Origin of the sequence: Pseudomonas sp. TR47 (genome assembly GCF_044143025.1) — a bacterium.
Classification (GTDB): domain Bacteria; phylum Pseudomonadota; class Gammaproteobacteria; order Pseudomonadales; family Pseudomonadaceae; genus Aquipseudomonas; species Aquipseudomonas putida_E.
Genome location: NZ_JBHFCS010000034.1, coordinates 1 through 19,205, shown reverse-complemented (window position 1 = coordinate 19,205; position 19,205 = coordinate 1). Strand labels below are relative to the sequence as shown.

At 62.4% G+C, this 19,205-nt stretch carries 20 protein-coding genes, 1 tRNA gene and 1 pseudogene; 9 read left to right on the top strand and 13 right to left on the bottom strand.

Annotated elements, in window-relative coordinates; all coding sequences use genetic code 11:
- Positions 1-51: 51 nt before the first annotated feature.
- Positions 52-303: a cold shock domain-containing protein CspD gene (gene cspD / locus ACEWE8_RS24235; protein ID WP_046788266.1), complete on the bottom strand. Its 252-nt coding sequence runs from the start codon at positions 301-303 to the stop codon at positions 52-54.
- A 230-nt stretch (positions 304-533) separates the two neighbouring features.
- Here cspD and clpS point away from each other — a divergent pair, with 230 nt between their 5' ends.
- Positions 534-896 (top strand): ATP-dependent Clp protease adapter ClpS, encoded by a 363-nt coding sequence (gene clpS, locus ACEWE8_RS24230; RefSeq protein WP_012315251.1) that lies wholly within the window; start codon positions 534-536, stop codon positions 894-896.
- Positions 897-926: 30 nt separating this feature from the next.
- Complete coding sequence (gene clpA, locus ACEWE8_RS24225; RefSeq protein ID WP_046788265.1) at positions 927-3,197, top strand: ATP-dependent Clp protease ATP-binding subunit ClpA; 2,271 nt, start codon at positions 927-929, stop codon at positions 3,195-3,197.
- An 83-nt stretch (positions 3,198-3,280) separates the two neighbouring features.
- Here the strand turns inward: clpA and infA are convergent, their stop codons facing one another.
- The 3 genes from infA to aat form a co-directional block, all read right to left on the bottom strand.
- Complete coding sequence (gene infA, locus ACEWE8_RS24220) at positions 3,281-3,499, bottom strand: translation initiation factor IF-1 (RefSeq protein WP_002553999.1); 219 nt, start codon at positions 3,497-3,499, stop codon at positions 3,281-3,283.
- A 102-nt stretch (positions 3,500-3,601) separates the two neighbouring features.
- The gene (locus ACEWE8_RS24215) at positions 3,602-4,309 is read right to left on the bottom strand and encodes an arginyltransferase (protein WP_046788264.1); all 708 of its coding nucleotides are present in this window, start codon (positions 4,307-4,309) and stop codon (positions 3,602-3,604) included.
- 56 nt (positions 4,310-4,365) lie between these two features.
- Complete coding sequence (aat, locus tag ACEWE8_RS24210) at positions 4,366-5,046, bottom strand: leucyl/phenylalanyl-tRNA--protein transferase (RefSeq protein WP_046788263.1); 681 nt, start codon at positions 5,044-5,046, stop codon at positions 4,366-4,368.
- Between the two features lie 380 nt (positions 5,047-5,426).
- On the opposite strand from aat, the gene ACEWE8_RS24205 reads away from it, so the two are divergent.
- The 6 genes and pseudogenes from ACEWE8_RS24205 to cysG all read left to right on the top strand — a co-directional run bounded on the left by ACEWE8_RS24205 (position 5,427) and on the right by cysG (position 12,834).
- Positions 5,427-7,889, top strand: coding sequence for a DNA translocase FtsK (locus ACEWE8_RS24205; RefSeq protein ID WP_080952216.1), 2,463 nt, complete (start codon positions 5,427-5,429; stop codon positions 7,887-7,889).
- Between the two features lie 62 nt (positions 7,890-7,951).
- On the top strand, positions 7,952-8,587 hold the full coding sequence (gene lolA, locus ACEWE8_RS24200; protein WP_046788261.1) for an outer membrane lipoprotein chaperone LolA: 636 nt from the start codon (positions 7,952-7,954) through the stop codon (positions 8,585-8,587).
- Positions 8,588-8,599: 12 nt separating this feature from the next.
- Positions 8,600-9,925, top strand: a complete 1,326-nt coding sequence (locus ACEWE8_RS24195) for a replication-associated recombination protein A (RefSeq protein WP_367904176.1) — start codon at positions 8,600-8,602, stop codon at positions 9,923-9,925.
- 5 nt (positions 9,926-9,930) lie between these two features.
- Positions 9,931-10,128 (top strand): annotated as a pseudogene (locus ACEWE8_RS24190) (CrcB family protein); the annotation flags it as partial.
- Between the two features lie 30 nt (positions 10,129-10,158).
- The gene (serS, locus tag ACEWE8_RS24185) at positions 10,159-11,439 is read left to right on the top strand and encodes a serine--tRNA ligase (protein ID WP_046788260.1); all 1,281 of its coding nucleotides are present in this window, start codon (positions 10,159-10,161) and stop codon (positions 11,437-11,439) included.
- A complete protein-coding gene (gene cysG / locus ACEWE8_RS24180; RefSeq protein WP_046788259.1) occupies positions 11,440-12,834 on the top strand; it encodes a siroheme synthase CysG in 1,395 nt (464 codons plus the stop codon).
- Between the two features lie 31 nt (positions 12,835-12,865).
- Here the strand turns inward: cysG and ACEWE8_RS24175 are convergent, their stop codons facing one another.
- The 8 genes from ACEWE8_RS24175 to ACEWE8_RS24140 form a co-directional block, all read right to left on the bottom strand.
- Entirely contained in the window at positions 12,866-13,822 is a 957-nt protein-coding gene (locus ACEWE8_RS24175) for a glutathione S-transferase family protein (RefSeq protein WP_046788258.1), read from the bottom strand.
- A gap of 92 nt (positions 13,823-13,914) precedes the next feature.
- Positions 13,915-14,919, bottom strand: a complete 1,005-nt coding sequence (locus ACEWE8_RS24170; protein WP_046788257.1) for a glycosyl transferase family protein — start codon at positions 14,917-14,919, stop codon at positions 13,915-13,917.
- Positions 14,916-15,251 carry a TusE/DsrC/DsvC family sulfur relay protein gene (locus tag ACEWE8_RS24165; protein WP_046788256.1) on the bottom strand — a complete coding sequence of 112 codons (336 nt, stop codon included), beginning with the start codon at positions 15,249-15,251 and terminating at the stop codon, positions 14,916-14,918. Before ACEWE8_RS24165 ends, ACEWE8_RS24170 begins: the two co-directional genes overlap by 4 nt.
- Complete coding sequence (gene tusB / locus ACEWE8_RS24160; RefSeq protein WP_012315239.1) at positions 15,248-15,544, bottom strand: sulfurtransferase complex subunit TusB; 297 nt, start codon at positions 15,542-15,544, stop codon at positions 15,248-15,250. The genes ACEWE8_RS24165 and tusB overlap by 4 nt, the downstream gene beginning before the upstream one ends.
- Positions 15,544-15,903, bottom strand: coding sequence for a sulfurtransferase complex subunit TusC (tusC, locus tag ACEWE8_RS24155; protein ID WP_046788255.1), 360 nt, complete (start codon positions 15,901-15,903; stop codon positions 15,544-15,546). The genes tusB and tusC overlap by 1 nt, the downstream gene beginning before the upstream one ends.
- Before the next feature lies 1 nt (position 15,904).
- Positions 15,905-16,297 (bottom strand): sulfurtransferase complex subunit TusD, encoded by a 393-nt coding sequence (gene tusD, locus ACEWE8_RS24150; protein WP_046788254.1) that lies wholly within the window; start codon positions 16,295-16,297, stop codon positions 15,905-15,907.
- Between the two features lie 85 nt (positions 16,298-16,382).
- Positions 16,383-17,762 carry a nucleobase:cation symporter-2 family protein gene (locus ACEWE8_RS24145; protein ID WP_046788253.1) on the bottom strand — a complete coding sequence of 460 codons (1,380 nt, stop codon included), beginning with the start codon at positions 17,760-17,762 and terminating at the stop codon, positions 16,383-16,385.
- Positions 17,763-17,984: 222 nt separating this feature from the next.
- On the bottom strand, positions 17,985-18,656 hold the full coding sequence (locus ACEWE8_RS24140; protein WP_012315235.1) for a Bax inhibitor-1/YccA family protein: 672 nt from the start codon (positions 18,654-18,656) through the stop codon (positions 17,985-17,987).
- Positions 18,657-18,790: 134 nt separating this feature from the next.
- Between ACEWE8_RS24140 and ACEWE8_RS24135 the strand changes: the two genes are divergently transcribed.
- Positions 18,791-18,878: transfer RNA gene (locus ACEWE8_RS24135), tRNA-Ser, on the top strand.
- A gap of 128 nt (positions 18,879-19,006) precedes the next feature.
- On the opposite strand, the gene ACEWE8_RS24130 is transcribed toward ACEWE8_RS24135, so the two are convergent.
- A partial coding sequence (locus ACEWE8_RS24130; RefSeq protein ID WP_346641056.1) for a DUF3077 domain-containing protein occupies positions 19,007-19,205 on the bottom strand: 199 nt, incomplete at its 5' end.

The window sequence follows — 19,205 nt, the reverse complement described above, 5'->3', positions numbered from 1 at the left end:
CCCCTGTTGAGGGGGCGGCCGGTTTTTTCGTATGCCGACGCAAAGCAGGGATCAGGCTTCAGCGGTCGATGATTGCGAGGCTCCTGTTGAGGTGCTGGCAACAGCGTTGGCGATCTCGGTCGCATGCAGGCCCTTGGGGCCCTGCACGATCTCGAAAGTCACGGCCTGTCCGGCCTTCAGGGTTTTGTAACCGTCCATCTTGATCGCCGAATAATGGGCGAACAGATCGTCGGTTTTGCCGTCTTCATTGATGAATCCGTAGCCCTTGGCATTGTTGAACCACTTGACTTTACCGCTTGCCATCCCTATGTCCCTCTGCAAAGGACTCCATCACTGGAGTATCATCCACTTCATCCGCATACGAACCTTGCGAAAAATCTGGTTGACTGCGCGGATCTTTATCGACCACGGTGGGTTCTTATTGGTTGTAACACCGTTTTGCCGATAGTCAAGGTCGCCCCGTCTTCGCGCGGGCTGCGGCTTCAGCGGTCAACTCACAACCTTAACCTGTCGATCATGATGAAATTCTTTCCATGCATGCACGTAGCGAGATTCGACTAACATTCAATCAGGATCGCCCGCAATCGAATGAGGACGACGGCTCAGGGCTTGCGGTACAGGAAGCCAAGCCGATCCTGCAGGCGCCACCGATGTACAAGGTGGTTTTGTTCAACGATGACTACACGCCGATGGATTTCGTCGTCGAAGTGCTCGAAACGTTCTTCAGTCTGAACCGCGAGCTGGCGACCAAGATCATGCTGACCGTCCATACCGAAGGGCGGGCAGTGTGCGGATTGTTTACCCGGGACATCGCCGAAACAAAGGCCATGCAGGTCAACCAATACGCCAGGGAAAGCCAGCATCCGCTACTCTGTGAAATCGAGAAGGACGGTTAATCGCCGACCACTTGGGTATGAGGTGAAGCTATGTTAAACCGCGAGCTCGAAGTCACCCTCAATCTTGCCTTCAAGGAGGCTCGTTCGAAGCGTCATGAGTTCATGACCGTCGAGCATCTGCTGCTGGCACTCCTTGACAATGAGGCTGCTGCGACCGTTCTGCGCGCCTGTGGCGCCAATCTCGACAAACTCAAGCATGACCTGCAAGAGTTCATCGATTCCACCACTCCCCTGATTCCCGTCAACGACGAGGATCGCGAAACCCAGCCGACCCTGGGCTTCCAGCGTGTGCTCCAGCGTGCCGTGTTCCACGTGCAAAGCTCTGGCAAGCGCGAAGTCACCGGTGCCAATGTGCTGGTGGCGATTTTCAGCGAACAGGAAAGCCAGGCCGTGTTCCTGCTCAAGCAGCAGAGCGTGGCCCGTATCGACGTGGTCAACTACATTGCCCACGGCATTTCCAAGGTGCCGGGCCACGGCTCGCACAGCGACAGCGACCCGGAAATGCAGGACGAGGAGGGCGGCGAGACGTCGTCCTCGAGTAACCCGCTGGATGCTTACGCCAGCAACCTGAATGAACTGGCCCGCGCTGGGCGGATCGACCCGCTGGTAGGGCGCGAGCAGGAAGTCGAGCGCGTGGCGCAGATCCTTGCCCGTCGGCGCAAGAACAACCCGCTGTTGGTCGGTGAGGCTGGTGTGGGCAAAACTGCCATCGCCGAAGGCCTGGCCAAACGCATCGTCGATGGCCAGGTGCCCGACCTGCTGTCGCAGAGCGTGGTGTATTCCCTCGACCTTGGCGCACTGCTGGCGGGTACCAAGTACCGCGGCGACTTCGAGAAGCGCTTCAAGGCGTTGCTCGGTGAGCTGCGCAAACGCCCACAGGCCATCCTGTTCATTGACGAAATCCACACCATCATTGGTGCCGGTGCTGCGTCGGGCGGCGTGATGGACGCGTCCAACCTGCTCAAGCCGCTGCTGTCTTCCGGCGAGATTCGCTGCATTGGTTCGACGACCTTCCAGGAGTTTCGCGGCATCTTCGAGAAGGACCGTGCCTTGGCGCGGCGCTTCCAGAAGGTGGATGTCAGCGAGCCGTCCGTCGAGGACACTGTGGGCATTCTGCGCGGCCTCAAGGGGCGCTTTGAAAGCCATCACAACATCGAGTACAGCGATGAAGCCCTGCGCGCCGCCGCTGAGCTGGCATCACGCTACATCAATGACCGCCACATGCCGGACAAGGCCATCGACGTGATCGACGAGGCCGGGGCGTATCAGCGCCTGCAGCCTGAGGCGAATCGGGTCAAGCGTATCGATGTGCCGCAAGTCGAGGATATCGTGGCCAAGATCGCGCGGATTCCGCCGAAGCACGTCACCAGCTCCGACAAGGAGCTGCTGCGTAACCTGGAGCGTGACCTGAAACTGACCGTGTTCGGTCAGGACCAGGCGATCGATTCGCTGGCTACGGCAATCAAGCTGTCCCGTGCAGGCCTCAAGGCACCGGACAAGCCGGTCGGCTCGTTCCTGTTCGCCGGCCCTACCGGGGTGGGCAAGACCGAAGCGGCGCGGCAGTTGGCCAAGGCACTGGGCGTTGAGCTGGTGCGCTTCGACATGTCCGAGTACATGGAGCGGCACACTGTGTCGCGCCTGATCGGCGCTCCTCCCGGGTATGTCGGGTTCGACCAGGGTGGCCTGCTGACCGAGGCGATCACCAAGCAGCCGCATTGCGTGCTGCTGCTCGATGAAATCGAGAAGGCGCACCCCGAAGTCTTCAACCTGCTGCTGCAGGTGATGGACCACGGTACCCTGACCGACAACAACGGGCGCAAAGCGGACTTCCGCAACGTGATCCTGATCATGACCACCAATGCCGGCGCTGAAACTGCGGCACGCGCTTCCATTGGTTTCACTCATCAGGACCATGCGTCCGATGCGATGGAAGTCATTCGCAAGAGCTTCACGCCGGAGTTCCGCAACCGTCTGGACACAATCATCCAGTTCGGCCGCCTGAGTCACGAGACGATCAAGAGCATCGTCGACAAGTTCCTCATCGAACTTCAGGCACAGCTGGAAGACAAGCGTGTGCTGCTTGAAGTCAGCGATGCCGCCCGCGGCTGGCTGGCGGCTTCTGGCTACGACGTGCAGATGGGGGCGCGGCCGATGGCGCGGCTTATCCAGGACAAGATCAAGCGGCCGCTGGCCGAGGAGATCCTGTTTGGCGAGCTGGCCGAGCATGGCGGTGTGGTGCACATCGACCTGCGCGATGGCGAGTTGGTGTTCGACTTCGAGACTACGGCAGAAGTAGCGTGACGCAAGGGGCCGCTTTGCGGCCCCTTGCAATTTGAAGGTACAAAAAAGCCCGGCACATGGCCGGGCTTTTTCATGGCTGGAGCTTAGCGCGCACGGTAGGTGATGCGGCCCTTGCTCAGGTCATAAGGCGTCAGCTCGACGCGGACCTTGTCGCCAGTGAGAATACGGATGTAGTTCTTGCGCATCTTTCCGGAGATGTGCGCGGTTACGACGTGCCCGTTTTCCAACTCCACGCGGAACATGGTGTTGGGCAGGGTGTCGACGACAGTACCTTCCATTTCGAAGCTGTCTTCTTTCGACATGCAGTTGAGCCCTCGGTGTCCAGTGTTGGCCCGACGCATAACCGCACCGGGCAAAAAAGTGGCGTGGATTATGCCGGAAAATAGTGTGTCAAGCCAATGCTTTCAGTTGAGGGTGACCCAACGCTGGTTGATCAGCAGTTCGATCGGGCGATACTGGGTCTTGTAGTTCATCTTCTTGCAGTTCTTGATCCAGTAGCCGAGGTATACCGCTTCGAGGTCCTGGCGCAGGGCTTCGGTGATTTGCCAAAGGATGGCAAAGCGCCCCAGGCTGCGCCGTTCTTCGTCGGGCTCGTAGAACGTGTACACCGCTGACAGCCCGTTGGGCAGCAGGTCGCACACCGCCACCGCCAGCAGGCGGCCTGCCAGGCGGAATTCGTAGAACCAGCAGAACGGCAAGTCGCGCACCAGAAAGGTGGAAAACTGATCGCGGCTTGGCGGGTACATGTCGCCATCGGCATGGCGGGTTTCGATGTAGCGCCGGTACAGGTCGAAATATTCTTCCTTGAACGCCGGCCGGGCAGCCGTCACGGTGAGGTCGGCATTGCGCTTGAGGATGCGCCGCTGCTGGCGGTTGGGGATGAAGCGCGCGGCCGGAATGCGGGCTGGAACGCAGGCATTGCAGTTCTGGCAATGTGGGCGGTACAGGTGGTCGCCACTGCGCCGAAAGCCCATCTCCGAAAGGTCGGCATACACATGCACGTCCATCGGCTGGCTGGGGTCGAGGAACAGGGTGGTCGCCTGCTCGTTCGGCAGATAGCTGCAGGAGTGGGGCTGAGTGGCATAGAACTTCAACCGCGCCAACTCTGTCATGGTCGACCCCTTCGGTGAGACTTTGCTTTAAGTGTAAGCCAGCTCTCGGAACTCGCCTAGCTGCGCCAGCTGGCACTGTTGGGCTGGTCGAGGTGGTGGGCCAGGTAATCGGCGAAGCTGGCGCGGCTGATGGCGCGGGCGCCCAGGCTATGCAGGTGTTCGGTCGGCATCTGGCAGTCGATCAGCACAAAGCCCGCCTCTTGCAGGTGCTTGACCAGGGTCACGAAGCCGACCTTGGAAGCATTGTCGGCGCGGCTGAACATCGACTCGCCGAAAAACAACCGCCCCATGGCCAGACCGTACAGGCCGCCCACCAGTTCGCCGTTGTGGCGCACCTCCACCGAATGGGCGATACCGCGCCGGTGCAGCTCGCAGTAGGCGTTGCGCATGGTGTCGGTGATCCAGGTGCCGTCCGCGTAGTCACGCGGTGCCGCGCAGGCGTCGATCACGGCGGGGAAGTCGCTGTCGAAGCTGACCTGATAGCGCCCCTGGCGCAACAGCTTGGCCAGCGAGCGCGAGACATGCAGCTCGTCCGGGAACAGAACGGTGCGAGGGTTGGGCGACCACCAGAGGATGGGTTGGCCGTCCTGGTACCACGGGAAGCAGCCATGGCGATAGGCCTGCACCAGGCGCTCGGGGCTCAGGTCGCCACCAGCGGCGAGCAGGCCGTTAGGATCCTGCAGGGCCTTTTCCAGGGGTGGGAAGGTCAGTGAGTCGCGAGTCAGCCAGGTGAGCATGGTCTATCGTGCGGTGGGGGAGGGGAGGGGCAGCATGGCAAGGAGGGCGCTTTGGGTCAATGCTGGCCCATGTGGGGCCAGGCCTGCCTGCGTGTGCGTTCAGTCAGGCGATATGGTCGGCAATTTCCTACACATTCGTTAGGCTGCAGGCACCATCTGGCACATTTGCTGTCACACCTGTGCAAAAACACAGCATAAGCCTTTGTCACAAAAGAAAATGCATGCTCAAATTGCACATATACGAAAGTCGCCCCCACCCAAACGCCATAGGGCGTGCCGCCATGGCGGCCGGCGGGCAGTAATGTTAAAAGTAGTGGTTCATTGGCCCGTTATCGGCCAATCACTACTGGACGCGCAGCACGCGCAGGAATAGACGCGTTTTGAAGAAATCCACCGCAACTCCAGCTCCTCTGCCTGTGCCCCTGTGGCGGCAGCAGCTGCATTACCGCCTCAAGGAAGGTGCGTTGATCGCTGTCGGCGCCCTGTGCCTGTACTTGTGGATGGCGCTGCTGACCTACGATACCTCCGACCCAGGCTTCAGCCACACCAGCAACGTCGACCAGGTGCAGAACGCTGCCGGGCGTGCCGGTGCGTACTTCGCCGACATCATGTTCATGGTGCTGGGCTACTTCGCCTACATCTTCCCTTTACTGCTGGCCATCAAAACCTGGCAGATCTTCCGCGAGCGCCATCAACCCTGGCAGTGGAGCGGCTGGTTGTTCTCCTGGCGCCTCATCGGCTTGGTGTTCCTGGTGCTGTCGGGTGCCGCTCTGGCGCATATCCATTTCCACCCCCCGGCGAGCCTGCCGTTCTCCGCCGGTGGTGCCTTGGGCGAAAGCCTCGGCGACCTGGCGCGCAACCTGCTCAACGTGCAGGGCAGCACGCTGATGTTCATCGCCCTGTTCCTGTTCGGCCTGACCGTGTTCACCGACCTCTCGTGGTTCAAGGTGATGGACATGACCGGCAAGATCACCCTCGACCTGTTCGAGCTCGTGCAAGGCGCGGCCAATCGCTGGTGGGAGGCGCGCAACGAGCGCAAACGCCTGGAGGCGCAGCTGCGCGAGGTGGACGAACCAAGGTTCGACGCGGCGCCGGCGGCTGCCGATAAACGCGAACCGGCCAAGGCGCAACTGCGCGAGCGCATCGGTGAGCGCGATGAGCCGCCCGCGCGCCCTGTCGTAGCCCAGCGCGAACCCATTGTTGTCCCGCGCGAGACTGTTGCCCCACGTGAACCCTCGATTGCCCCTGTGATCATGCCGCCGGCAGCGCCGGCCAAGGCAGTGGAGCCGAGCAAGCGGGTGATGAAGGAAAAGCAGGCGCCGCTGTTCGTCGACAGCGCCGTGGAAGGTACCTTGCCGTCCATCTCCATCCTCGACCCGGCCGAGCAGAAGAAGATCGAGTATTCGCCAGAATCCCTGGCCGGCGTCGGTCAGTTGCTGGAAATCAAACTCAAGGAATTCGGCGTCGAAGTCTCGGTGGACTCCATCCACCCGGGCCCGGTCATTACCCGCTACGAAATCCAGCCTGCGGCCGGGGTCAAGGTCAGCCGCATCGCCAACCTGGCCAAGGACCTTGCGCGGTCGCTGGCCGTGACCAGTGTGCGGGTGGTCGAGGTCATCCCCGGCAAGACCACCGTGGGTATCGAGATCCCCAACGAAAACCGGCAGATGGTGCGCTTCTCCGAGGTGCTGTCGACGCCGCAGTACGACGAGCAGAAGTCGCCCGTCACCCTGGCCCTGGGCCATGACATCGGCGGCAAGCCGGTCATCACCGACCTGGCCAAGATGCCACACCTGCTGGTAGCCGGTACCACCGGCTCCGGTAAGTCGGTGGGTGTGAACGCGATGATCCTGTCGATCCTGTTCAAGTCCGGCCCTGAAGACGCGCGCCTGATCATGATCGACCCAAAGATGCTCGAGCTGTCGATCTACGAAGGCATCCCGCACCTGCTGTGCCCGGTGGTCACCGACATGAAGGACGCCGCCAACGCGCTGCGCTGGAGCGTGGCCGAGATGGAGCGGCGTTACAAACTGATGGCGGCCATGGGCGTGCGTAACCTGGCCGGCTTCAACCGCAAGATCAAGGATGCCCAGGAGGCCGGCGAGATCATCCACGATCCGCTGTTCCGCCGCGAGAGCATGGAAGACGAGCCGCCGGCCCTGAAGACCCTGCCGACCATCGTGGTGGTGGTCGACGAATTCGCCGACATGATGATGATCGTCGGCAAGAAGGTCGAAGAGCTGATCGCCCGTATCGCCCAGAAGGCGCGGGCCGCCGGTATTCACCTGATCCTCGCCACCCAGCGCCCATCGGTGGACGTGATCACTGGCCTGATCAAGGCCAACATCCCGACCCGCATGGCGTTCCAGGTGTCGAGCAAGATCGACTCGCGCACCATCATCGACCAAGGTGGCGCCGAGCAGTTGCTCGGCCACGGTGACATGCTCTACATGCCGCCAGGTACCAGCCTGCCGATCCGGGTACACGGCGCATTCGTCTCCGACGATGAAGTGCACCGCGTGGTGGAAGCCTGGAAGCTGCGTGGCGCCCCGGACTACAACGACGACATCCTCAACGGCGTCGAGGAGGCCGGCAGCGGCTTCGAAGGCGGTGGTGGCGGTGGCGGCGACGAGGATTCGGAAAGCGACGCGCTGTATGATGAGGCGGTGCAATTCGTCCTCGAAAGCCGTCGGGCGTCGATTTCGGCCGTGCAGCGCAAGCTCAAGATCGGCTACAACCGCGCTGCGCGCATGATCGAGGCGATGGAAATGGCCGGCGTGGTCACCCCCATGAACAGCAACGGCTCGCGGGAAGTGATTGCACCGGGCGGCCCGCGCGACTGATGAACACCTTGCCGGGCGCCGACGGTGGCGCCCGGCTTCTTCAATGCTCAATGAGGATTAACATGCGCGCGATTCGCATGCTGTTGGTTTCTGCCCTGACCCTGGGTTCGCTATCGGCCACACTGTCGGCTCACGCTGGTGAGCAGGACGTGCAGCGCCTGACCCAGTTGCTGGAAAAGTCGCAGACCATCGAGGCCAATTTCTCCCAGCTGACCCTGGATGCCGGCGGCACCAGCCTGCAGGAGACAACCGGCAAGATGGCGGTCAAGCGCCCGGGCCTGTTCTACTGGCACACCGATGCACCCCAGGAGCAGGTGGTGGTGTCCGACGGCAAGAACGTCACCCTGTGGGACCCTGACCTGGAGCAGGCCACGATCAAGAAGCTCGATGTGCGCCTGAACCAGACCCCGGCGCTGCTGCTGTCCGGTGATGTGTCGAAGATCAGCCAGAGCTTCGACATCACCTCCAAGGAGCAGGGCGAAGTGATGGACTTCACCCTCAAGCCAACGACCAAGGACACCCTGTTCGATTCGCTGCGCGTGTCGTTCCGCCGTGGCCTGATCAACGACATGCAACTGATCGACAGCGTCGGCCAGCGCACCAACATCCTGTTCAATGGCGTCAAGGCCAACCAGGCGGTGCCGGACAGCACGTTCAAGTTCGACATCCCGAAAGGCGCGGACGTCATCAAGGAGTAAGCAGAGCGCACCATGGACCTGTTTCGAAGCGAACCCGTTGCCCAGCCCCTGGCTGCCCGGCTACGCCCGTCCAACCTGGACGAGTATGTCGGCCAGGAGCACCTGCTGGCGCGTGGCAAACCGCTGCGTGAGGCGCTGGAGCAGGGTGCGCTGCACTCGATGATCTTCTGGGGGCCGCCGGGCGTGGGCAAGACCACACTCGCACGGCTTCTGGCACAGTTTTGCGATGCGCACTTCGAGACGGTTTCTGCGGTACTGGCGGGGGTCAAGGAAATCCGCCAGGCCGTCGAGGTGGCCAAGCAGCAGGCTGGCCAGTATGGCCGCCGGACCATCCTGTTCGTCGATGAGGTGCACCGCTTCAACAAGTCCCAGCAGGATGCCTTCCTGCCCTTTGTCGAAGACGGCACGCTGATCTTCATCGGCGCCACCACCGAGAACCCGTCCTTCGAACTGAACAATGCTTTGCTCTCGCGGGCGCGGGTGTATGTGCTCAAGAGCCTGGACGAGCCTGCCTTGCGCAAGCTGGTCGACCGCGCACTCAACGAAGAACGCGGCCTGGGCAAGCGCAACCTGAGCGTGGGCGACGACGCCTTCAAGATGCTCATTGCCGCCGCCGATGGCGATGGCCGGCGTATGCTCAACTTCCTCGAAAACGCCTCGGACCTGGCCGAAGATGGCGGCGAGATTGGTGTAGACCTGCTGCAGAGCCTGCTCGGTGACAGCCGCCGGCGCTTTGACAAAGGCGGCGAGGCCTTCTACGACCAGATTTCCGCCCTGCACAAGTCTGTGCGCGGCTCCAACCCGGACGCCGCGCTGTACTGGTTCGCGCGCATGCTCGATGGCGGCTGCGACCCGCTGTACATTGCCCGCCGCGTGGTGCGCATGGCCAGCGAGGACATCGGCAACGCCGACCCGCGGGCCCTGAGCCTGTGCCTGGCGGCCTGGGACGTGCAGGAGCGTCTGGGCAGCCCTGAGGGCGAGCTGGCGGTGGCTCAGGCCATTACCTATATTGCCTGCGCGCCAAAGAGCAACGCCGTGTACATGGGCTTCAAGACTGCCCTGCGCGAGGCCGCCGAGCACGGCTCGCTGGAGGTGCCGCTGCACCTGCGCAACGCCCCGACCAAGCTGATGAAGCAGCTCGGCTACGGCGAGGAGTACCGCTATGCCCACGACGAGCCCGATGCCTATGCTGCGGGTGAAGATTACTTCCCCGATCAGCTCGAGCCACGCCAGTATTATCAGCCCGTGCCCCGAGGGCTCGAGCTGAAGATCGGCGAGAAACTGCGTCACTTGGCCGACCTTGATCGCAGCAGCCCGCGTCAACGGAGAAAGCCGTGAGCGCTCTGTTCCATGGGCTGTTCCTGCGCTTTGGCCTTATCGTCGGCTTCATCGGTGGGCTGACGACGTTTTCCTCTTTTTCGCTCGATACCGTGCGCCTGATGGAAAGTGGGCAAGCGCCCCTGGCCGTGGGCTATACCGGTATTAGCGTGATGGGCGGGCTACTGGCCACCTGGGCCGGCCTGTCCCTGACCCGACTCTGAACCAACCTACACACATAACGAGAGAACGACATGCTCGATTCCAAACTGTTACGCGGCCAACTTCAGGAAGTGGCGGACCGCCTCGCCTCCCGTGGCTTCAGCCTGGATGTCGCGCGCATCGAATCGCTGGAAGAGCGCCGCAAGGCGGTGCAGACCCGCACCGAGCAGCTGCAGGCCGAGCGTAACGCCCGCTCCAAATCGATCGGCCAGGCCAAGGCCAAGGGCGAGGACATCGCGCCGCTGATGGCTGACGTCGAACGCATGGCCAATGAGCTGGCCGCTGGCAAGGTCGAGCTGGACGGCATCCAGGCCGAACTGGATGGCATTGTCCTGACCATCCCCAACCTGCCGGACGCTAGCGTGCCGGTCGGTGCCAGTGAAGACGACAACGTCGAAGTGCGCCGTTGGGGCACGCCGAGGGCATTCGATTTTGAAATCAAGGACCACGTCGCCCTGGGCGAGATCAGCGGTGGCCTGGACTTCGAAGCAGCTGCCAAGCTGTCGGGCGCCCGCTTTGCCGTGCTGCGCGGCCCGATTGCCCGCCTGCACCGTGCCCTGGCACAGTTCATGATCAACCTGCACACCGGTGAGCATGGCTACGAAGAACACTACACCCCTTACCTGGTCCAGGCTCCGGCCTTGCAGGGCACCGGCCAGCTGCCGAAATTCGAGGAGGACCTGTTCAAGATCACCCGCGAAGGCGAAGCCGACTTCTACCTGATCCCGACCGCTGAAGTGTCGCTGACCAACCTGGTGGCCGGCGAGATCATCGACGCCAAGCAGCTGCCGCTCAAGCTGGTCGCCCACACCCCGTGCTTCCGCAGTGAAGCTGGCGCTTCGGGCCGTGACACGCGCGGCATGATCCGCCAGCACCAGTTCGACAAGGTCGAGATGGTCCAGGTGGTCGAGCCGTCCAAGTCCATGGAAGCCCTGGAAGGCCTCACCGCCAACGCCGAGCGCGTGTTGCAGCTGCTGGAGCTGCCCTACCGCGTACTGGCCCTGTGCACCGGTGACATGGGCTTCGGCGCCGTGAAGACCTACGACCTGGAAGTGTGGGTGCCAAGCCAGGACAAGTACCGCGAGATCAGCTCCTGCTCCAACTGTGGTGACTTCCAGGCGCGCCGCATGCAGGCCCGCTGGCGCAACCCGGAAACCGGCAAGCCGGAGCTGGTGCACACCCTCAATGGCTCGGGCCTGGCCGTAGGCCGTACCCTGGTCGCTGTGCTGGAAAACTACCAGCAGGCCGATGGCTCCATCCGTGTGCCGGAAGTGCTCAAGCCTTACATGGGCGGTGTCGAGGTCATCCGCTAAATGGATTACCTGCCGCTGTTCCACAAGCTGCAGGGCGGCCGCGTGCTGGTCGTCGGCGGCGGCGAGATCGCCTTGCGCAAGGCGCGCCTGCTAGCCGATGCTGGCGCCGCGCTGCGGGTGGTGGCGCCCGAGGTCGACGGCCAACTGGCTGCGCTGGCCCGTGAAGGTGGCGGTGAGGTCCTGGTGCGTGGTTATCAGGCGGCCGACCTGGTCGGCTGCCGCCTGGTGATCGCAGCCACCGACGACCCCGGGCTCAATGCCCAGGTGTCGGCGGATGCGCAGGCGCTTTGCGTGCCGGTCAACGTGGTGGATGCACCGGCCCTGTGCACGGTGATCTTCCCGGCCATTGTCGACCGTTCGCCCCTGGTGGTTGCGGTATCCAGCGGCGGTGACGCCCCGGTGCTGGCGCGCCTGATTCGCGCCAAGCTGGAAACCTGGATCCCGTCCACTTATGGCGAACTGGCCGCCTTGGCGGCGCGCTTCCGGCACAAGGTCAAGGCGCTGTACCCGGATGTCAATCAGCGTCGCGGCTTCTGGGAGACCGTGTTCCAGGGCCCGATCGCCGAGCGTCAGCTGGCCGGGCAGGGTGCCGAGGCCGAGCGGCTGTTGCAGGCCATGGTCGACGGTGCGCCGGTGCAGCAGGGTGGTGAGGTGTATCTGGTGGGGGCGGGGCCGGGTGATCCGGACTTGCTCACCTTCCGTGCCTTGCGCCTGATGCAGCAGGCCGATGTGGTGTTGTATGACCGCCTGGTGGCACCGGCAATCATTGAAATGTGCCGCCGCGATGCCGAACGTATCTACGTCGGTAAACGCCGCGCCGAGCATGCCGTGCCGCAGGACCAGATCAACCGTCTGCTGGTCGACCTGGCCCGCGAGGGTAAGCGCGTGTTGCGCCTGAAGGGAGGCGACCCGTTCATTTTCGGCCGTGGTGGCGAAGAGATCGAAGAACTCGCCGAGCATGGCATCCCGTTCCAGGTGGTGCCCGGTATTACCGCGGCCAGTGGTTGCTCTGCCTACGGCGGCATTCCGCTGACCCACCGCGACTATGCCCAGTCGGTGCGTTTCGTGACCGGCCACCTCAAGGACGGTACCAGCAACCTGCCTTGGAATGACCTGGTGGCGCCGAACCAGACCTTGGTGTTCTACATGGGCCTGGTAGGGTTGCCGACCATTTGCGCCGAGCTGATTCGCCATGGGCGTGCATCGAGCACGCCGGCGGCGTTGGTGCAGCAGGGGACTACGCGCAATCAGCGGGTGTTCACTGGCACCTTGGCTGACCTGCCAGCATTGGTGGCCCAGCATGAAGTACATGCGCCGACCCTGGTGATTGTCGGGGAAGTGGTGCAGTTGCGCGAAAAGCTGGCCTGGTTTGAAGGTTCGCAGCAAGACCAGTAATAGCGGGGGCTGCAACGCAGCCCCAACTTCCTCAGCCCCAGATCCCTTTGCCTGGCAACCGCTCCCGATCATGCGGCAGGTTGAAGTCCTGCAGCGGCCCCTTGGGCACGATTCCGTTCGGGTTGATGGTCTTGTGGCTCATGTAATAGTGCTTCTGGATGTGCTCCATGTTCACCGTCGGCGCCACACCCGGCCACTGGTACAGCTCACGCAGCCAGTTTGACAGGTTCGGGTAGTCGCTCAACCGGCGCAGGTTGCACTTGAAGTGGCCGTGATACACCGCATCGAAGCGCACCAGCGTGGTAAACAGGCGCACATCGGCCTCGGTCAGGTGCTCGCCTGCCAGGTAACGTTGGCGGTCCAGCAGCGCTTCCAGGTAGTCCAGCTCGTTGAACACTTCGTCGAACGCAGCCTCGTAGGCTTCTTGCGTAGTGGCGAAGCCTGCACGGTAAACACCATTGTTCACCGCTGGGTAAATGCGTGCATTGAGCGCTTCGATGGTCGGGCGCAGCGGCTGCGGATACAGGTCGAGGGTATTGCCTGTCAGTTCGTTGAAGGCGCTGTTGAAGATACGGATGATCTCCGCCGACTCGTTGTTGACGATGCGCTTTTCCTTTTTGTCCCACAATACGGGCACGGTCACGCGGCCTGTGTAGTGCGGGTCATCTTGGGTATAGCGCTGGTGCATGAATTCTAGGGCGTCGAGGTGATCGCCCGTGGAGCCCTGTTGCTGGTCGAAGGTCCAGCCGTTTTCCTGCATCAGCCAGCTGACCACCGACACATCGATCAGCGGCTCCAGGCCTTTGAGCGCACGCACGATCAGGGTGCGGTGAGCCCATGGACAGGCCAGCGACACATACAGGTGGTAGCGACCGGCTTCGGGGGCGGGCAACTGATTGCGGCGCTGGGCGTTCTCGCGCTTGAAGGCGCCATCCTTGCCGTTTTCGTACCACTGGTCGTGCCAGCGGCCGTCGATCAAAAGGCCCATGGTGAGCTCCTCGGAACAAAGTTGTTTGTCGTTGGAGCCCAGTCTAGGGCAAAGCGTTCGAATAAATAGCGCAAAGACTGCGCAAAAATGATCTAGTTATTCGATTGGTTTCGAGCGCCCCAATAGCCGCGTGCGGTCGCGAACGCCTGCTCCCGGTCCTGCCCCAAGCCGCGCAACGCCAGGGCCATGGTCGCCACCACGGCCATTTCCCCATAGCTGTCCTGAGCCTCGCCACGCCATACCGCCAGCAGTTGTTCTGGCTGCAGGCTTGCAGGTTTTACATGGCGCCGCTCACTCAGCGCCGGCCACTCTTCGTCCCAGTTTTCACCTGCGCTGGTGCCGTACAGGTGGCTGATGACATCCGGGTTGACTTCGATTTCGCCGCCATCGCCCTTGATGACCACCGCATGGTCACCCAGCAGCCGGCTGGCCTCGCGGTGTACGGCCTGGTAACCGGGGTGGAAGATGCTCTGCAGGCCGCAGCGGGCGCCCAGCGGGTTGAGCACGCGGGCCAGCGAATGGATGGGGGAGCGCAGGCCAAGTATGTTGCGCAGGTCGATCATGCGCTGCAGTTGCGGGGCCCAATCGTGCAGCGGGAAAAACGCCAGGCGTTGCTGGTCCAGTGCTTGCTCGACGGCAGGCCAATGGCGGCAAAGCGCAATGTCCAGCAGGGCCAACAATTGCTCGGTGTACATGCGCCCGGCGGTGTGGGCGCCACCACCGTGCATCAGGATGCGCACGCCGTTGGCGGCCAGGCATTTGGCGGCCAGCAGGAACCAGGGCAGGTGGCGCTTCTTGCCGGCATAGCTGGGCCAGTCCAGGTCGACAGCGATGCGTGGTGCATGCAGTTGGGCGCGCAGGGCCTCGGTGAAGCCGGCCAGCTCCTCGGCGCTCTCTTCCTTGTGCCGCAGCAACATGAGGAAGGCACCGAGCTGAGTGTCTTCAACCTTGCCTTCAAGCAGCAGGGCCATGGCGGCTCGGGCTTCCTCACGGGTGAGGCTGCGGGCACCGCGTTTGCCTTTGCCAAGGATGCGCACGAATTCGGCGAACGGGTGTTCGGCCGGGGTTTGCAGGGTGAGCGGGCGAGCGTCTGTCATATGCAATTGGTCGGCTTGGGCAGGCCCGCCAGCTTGGCGGCGAGTTTGGCGGGGGTGCCGTTGAACAGGCGGTTGAGGTGCGGGCTGTTACCCTTTTCAGGGCCCAGCTTTAGCGCGGTGTACTTGATCAGCGGGCGGGTGGCCGGAGACAGCTGGAATTCCTCATAGAACTGGCGTAGCAGTTCCAGCACTTCCCAGTGTTCGGCGGTCAGGGCAATGCCTTCGCGCGCGGCCAGTGCCTCGGCGACGGCGTGGGACCAGTCTTGCAGGTCGACCAGAAAGCCGTCCTTGTCCAGGGCGATTGCCTGGTTGTCTACGGTCAGGGTGTTCATAGCCAGCTGTTGACCTTGTCATAGTGCAACGACAACGCGACGAACGCTGGGTAGTCCACGGCCTTTGCCAGCCCGCTGCTGACGCCGCGCGCCTGCAGGTCTTCGTCGAGGGCGAACAGGCGTTGTTCCAGCGCTGCCGCCTGCAGCAGGCGCTGTGGTTCGCTGCCGTCACGCAGGGCATAAACCGCATCGCCGCACAGCAGCAAGGCATCTTCGCCGCCGAGCAGGCGCAGGCAACTGCCCAGGCGATCATCGCCGAAGGGCGAGTGGGATATCACATGCAAAGTCGGCATCAGAGCGTCACCACTTGGTCGAAACGGGCAATCAGTGCCTTCAAGGCCGCGTCGTCCAGCACCTCAACGGGCAGGTCCAGGGTGTCGGCAGCAAGCCCGCGAAGGGCCAGGCTGTGCTGGCAAGCGAACAGCTCCTCCACACCGAACATCGGCAGTGCCTGCAGGTTGGCGGCCAGATTCTTTTGTTGCACGGCAACCGGTTGCTGATCAGGAGCAAGCTGGAACACGCCGTCATCGAGGAACAGCATGCCCAGTGGCAGATCGAAAGCGCCGCCGGCCAATGCGATGTCCAGCGCTTCGCGGGCAGACGGGCCGGTCCAGGGCGCCTGGCGGCTGATGATCAACAGGGATTTGGCCATTTCAATCGCCTCCAAAGCAGACCAGGCGGTCGGCCAACTGTGCCGCTTCATGCAATTGGCCCAGGCCGGAGAGCTCCCACGGCTTGGGCAGGTTCACCGCCGGGCGCTGGTAGCGGCCGGCTTCGGCCTCGTCGAGCACGCCGCGGCGCAAGGCAGCGGCGATGCACACCACGGCGTCCAGCTGGTGCTGCTCGACAAAAGCGCGCCACTGGGCGGCGATGTCCTGTTCGTCCTGGGGCGCGACCACGTTGGCCGAGGCGCTGTGAACACCGTCCTGATAGAAGAACAACCGGGCAATCTCATGCCCGCCGGCCAGCACCGCCTCGGCGTAGCGCAAGGCGCGCCGCGAGGAGGGCGCATGGGCCGGGGAAAAAACCGCGATAGCGAATTTCATGGGCAACTCGTGTAAAGGAATGCGGCCATGATAAAGCAAAAAGCCCGCGCGGGTGGGCGCGGGCTGGTTGGCCGGGGAGGGGCTATCAGGCGTGTTCCTTGCTCTCTGGCAGGAACCAGTTCAGCACCAGGGCGCAGATACCACCGGTGGCAACGCCCGACTCCAGTACGTTACGAATGGCCGCCGGCATGTGCGCCAAGAACTCCGGAACCTGAGCCACGCCCAAGCCCAACGCCAACGACACGGCGATGATCAGCAGTGCACGGCGGTCCAGGCGCGTGCTGGCCAGAATGTTGATGCCCGAAGCGGCCACGGCACCGAACATGACCATGGCCGCGCCGCCCAGCACAGGCTCAGGCACAGCCTGAATCACGCCGGCAACACTCGGGAACAAGCCCAGTACCACTAGCATCACGGCAATCCAGATACCGATGTGACGGCTGGCGATGCCGGTCAGCTGAATCACGCCGTTGTTCTGCGCGAAGATCGAGCTGGGGAAGGTGTTGAACAGGCCCGCCAGCAGCGAGTTGGCGCCGTTGACCAGCACGCCGCCCTTGATGCGCTGCATCCACACCGGGCCTTCGACCGGTTGGCGCGAGACCTTGCTGGTGGCTGTAACGTCGCCGATGGCTTCGAGCGAGGTCACCAGGTAGATCACCAGCATCGGGATGAACAGCGCCCACGAGAAACCGAGGCCAAAGTGCAGCGGCGTCGGTACCTGGAACAGTGCAGCTTCATGCATGCCGGTGAAGTCCAGCCGGCCGAGGTAACCCGCCAGGGCGTAACCCACCGCCAGGGCGATGACGATGGCGCAGCTGCGCATCCACACCACCGGGATGCGGTTCAGGATGACGATGATTGCCAGCACCACGCCCGACAGCAGCAGGTTTTCGCCATTGGCGAAGGTGCCATTGGCCATGGCGCCAAAGCCGCCGCCCATGCTGATCAAACCGACCTTGATCAGGGTCAGGCCGATCATCAGCACCACAATGCCCGTCACCAACGGCGTGATCAGACGCTTGACGAAGGGCAGGATGCGCGACACGCCCATCTCGACGAACGAGCCGGCGATCACCACGCCGAAGATCGCTGCCATCACGCTTTCGACAGGCGTGCCCTGTTTGACCATCAGCGCACCACCGGCAATCAGTGGGCCGACGAAGTTGAAGCTGGTGCCCTGCACGATCAGCAAGCCCGCGCCAAACGGCCCAAACCGCTTGCACTGCACGAAGGTGGCGATACCCGAGATGACCAGCGACATCGACACGATCAGGTTGGTATCACGCGCCGAAACACCCAGCGCCTGGCAAATCAGCAGGCCCGGGGTCACGATCGGCACGATGATCGCCAGCAGGTGCTGCAGCGCCGCCAGCAGGCCGATAAGCAGCCGTGGCTTGTCCTCGAGGCCAAGCACCAGTTCGTTGGCAGGCGCATCCGCGCCCGGGCTGTGTTCGTGTGAGCTCATCGGTGAAGCTGCCCCGGAAGAAAAAAGGAGCGCATTCTACGGGGTGAAGGGGGATTGCGGTAGTGGCGCGCACGATGGCAGCAAGATCGGCGAGCATTCGGGTAATAACCTGACTTTTAGGTCAGCTGGCGTGGAAAGGGTGGGCTACAGCATACAGGCCTGCACGTACCCACAAAAAAGCCCGCCGAAGCGGGCTTTTTCAACGGGCTCAAGCAACCGGTATCAGTCGTCGCGACCCATGATGCCGAACAGTTGCAGCAAGCTGACAAACAGGTTGTAGATCGATACATACAGGCTGATGGTCGCCATGATGTAGTTACGCTCACCGCCGTGGATGATCGCGCTGGTCTGGAACAGGATGCAGACCGACGAGAACAGCACAAAGCCAGCGCTGATCGCCAGTTGCAGGCCGCTGATCTGGAAGAAGAAGCTGGCCACTACGGCGCCCAGCAGGACGAAGAAGCCGGCGGTGATGAAACCGCTGAGGAAGCTCATGTCCTTGCGCGAGATCAGCACATAGGCCGACAGGCCACCGAACACCAAGGCCGTCATGGCGAAGGCCGAGCTGACCACCTCAGCGCCACCGGCCATGCCCAGGTAACGGTTGAGGATTGGGCCGAGGATGAAGCCCATGAAGCCGGTGAGAGCGAAGGTGGAAACCAGGCCCCAGACCGAATCACGCAGTTTGTTGGTGAGGAAGAACAGGCCGTAGAAGCCGATCAGCACGACGAAGATGTTCGGGTAGCCGACACGCATCTGCTGGGCAACGAAAGCCATGACACCGCTGAAGGCGAGGGTGAGTGCCAGCAGGCTGTAGGTGTTGCGCAGGACCTTGCTGACCTCGCGCTGCTCGACCTGTTGGCCGCTGTGTACGGCATAATCCTGTTCGCGCATGGCGACACTCCTTGGTAAACCTGTGGTTTTGGAACGTTCAGATGCTAGGAGTCTATCAGAGCTCCTGCAACCGGCGACATAGAGAGTTTGACAGCGTGTTTCATTACGGTATTATGGCGGCCGCAAAACGAGCTGGAAGCGTGGCCGAGTGGTTTAAGGCAACGGTCTTGAAAACCGTCGATGGGCAACTATCCTAGAGTTCGAATCTCTACGCTTCCGCCATATTCTCAGCAAAAGCCCCGATTATTCGGGGCTTTTGCGTTTCTGGTGTCGGGGATGCCGGTAGGCGTGGGCCTTTAAGTTAAAGGCGAGAAATACTTTGTCTGCAGGTCTCGTGTCAGGCCTGGTTCTCAGCGCATCATCCCCAACTCGGCATCATCCATCAGCGCCTTGGCCAACGCACTCAAGTAATGCGCTGCCCAGACCATCATCGGTTTCTCATCCATCACGCCGATGACCGTCAGTTCCCGCACATAACCCATCAGTTCCGAAGCTTGCTCCCGGGCATCCTGGCAGGGAATGCCGGCTTCGATGCGAAACAGTGGATGG

Excerpts from the sequence above, each read along its gene's own strand:
- cspD (WP_046788266.1), bottom strand. The coding sequence starts at position 303 with ATGGCAAGCGGTAAAGTCAAGTGGTTCAACAATGCCAAGGGCTACGGA.
- clpS (WP_012315251.1), top strand. The coding sequence starts at position 534 with ATGCATGCACGTAGCGAGATTCGACTAACATTCAATCAGGATCGCCCG.
- clpA (WP_046788265.1), top strand. The coding sequence starts at position 927 with ATGTTAAACCGCGAGCTCGAAGTCACCCTCAATCTTGCCTTCAAGGAG.
- infA (WP_002553999.1), bottom strand. The coding sequence starts at position 3,499 with ATGTCGAAAGAAGACAGCTTCGAAATGGAAGGTACTGTCGTCGACACC.
- ACEWE8_RS24215 (WP_046788264.1), bottom strand. The coding sequence starts at position 4,309 with ATGACAGAGTTGGCGCGGTTGAAGTTCTATGCCACTCAGCCCCACTCC.
- aat (WP_046788263.1), bottom strand. The coding sequence starts at position 5,046 with ATGCTCACCTGGCTGACTCGCGACTCACTGACCTTCCCACCCCTGGAA.
- lolA (WP_046788261.1), top strand. The coding sequence starts at position 7,952 with ATGCGCGCGATTCGCATGCTGTTGGTTTCTGCCCTGACCCTGGGTTCG.
- ACEWE8_RS24195 (WP_367904176.1), top strand. The coding sequence starts at position 8,600 with ATGGACCTGTTTCGAAGCGAACCCGTTGCCCAGCCCCTGGCTGCCCGG.
- serS (WP_046788260.1), top strand. The coding sequence starts at position 10,159 with ATGCTCGATTCCAAACTGTTACGCGGCCAACTTCAGGAAGTGGCGGAC.
- cysG (WP_046788259.1), top strand. The coding sequence starts at position 11,440 with ATGGATTACCTGCCGCTGTTCCACAAGCTGCAGGGCGGCCGCGTGCTG.
- ACEWE8_RS24175 (WP_046788258.1), bottom strand. The coding sequence starts at position 13,822 with ATGGGCCTTTTGATCGACGGCCGCTGGCACGACCAGTGGTACGAAAAC.
- ACEWE8_RS24170 (WP_046788257.1), bottom strand. The coding sequence starts at position 14,919 with ATGACAGACGCTCGCCCGCTCACCCTGCAAACCCCGGCCGAACACCCG.
- ACEWE8_RS24165 (WP_046788256.1), bottom strand. The coding sequence starts at position 15,251 with ATGAACACCCTGACCGTAGACAACCAGGCAATCGCCCTGGACAAGGAC.
- tusB (WP_012315239.1), bottom strand. The coding sequence starts at position 15,544 with ATGCCGACTTTGCATGTGATATCCCACTCGCCCTTCGGCGATGATCGC.
- tusC (WP_046788255.1), bottom strand. The coding sequence starts at position 15,903 with ATGGCCAAATCCCTGTTGATCATCAGCCGCCAGGCGCCCTGGACCGGC.
- tusD (WP_046788254.1), bottom strand. The coding sequence starts at position 16,297 with ATGAAATTCGCTATCGCGGTTTTTTCCCCGGCCCATGCGCCCTCCTCG.
- ACEWE8_RS24145 (WP_046788253.1), bottom strand. The coding sequence starts at position 17,762 with ATGAGCTCACACGAACACAGCCCGGGCGCGGATGCGCCTGCCAACGAA.
- ACEWE8_RS24140 (WP_012315235.1), bottom strand. The coding sequence starts at position 18,656 with ATGCGCGAACAGGATTATGCCGTACACAGCGGCCAACAGGTCGAGCAG.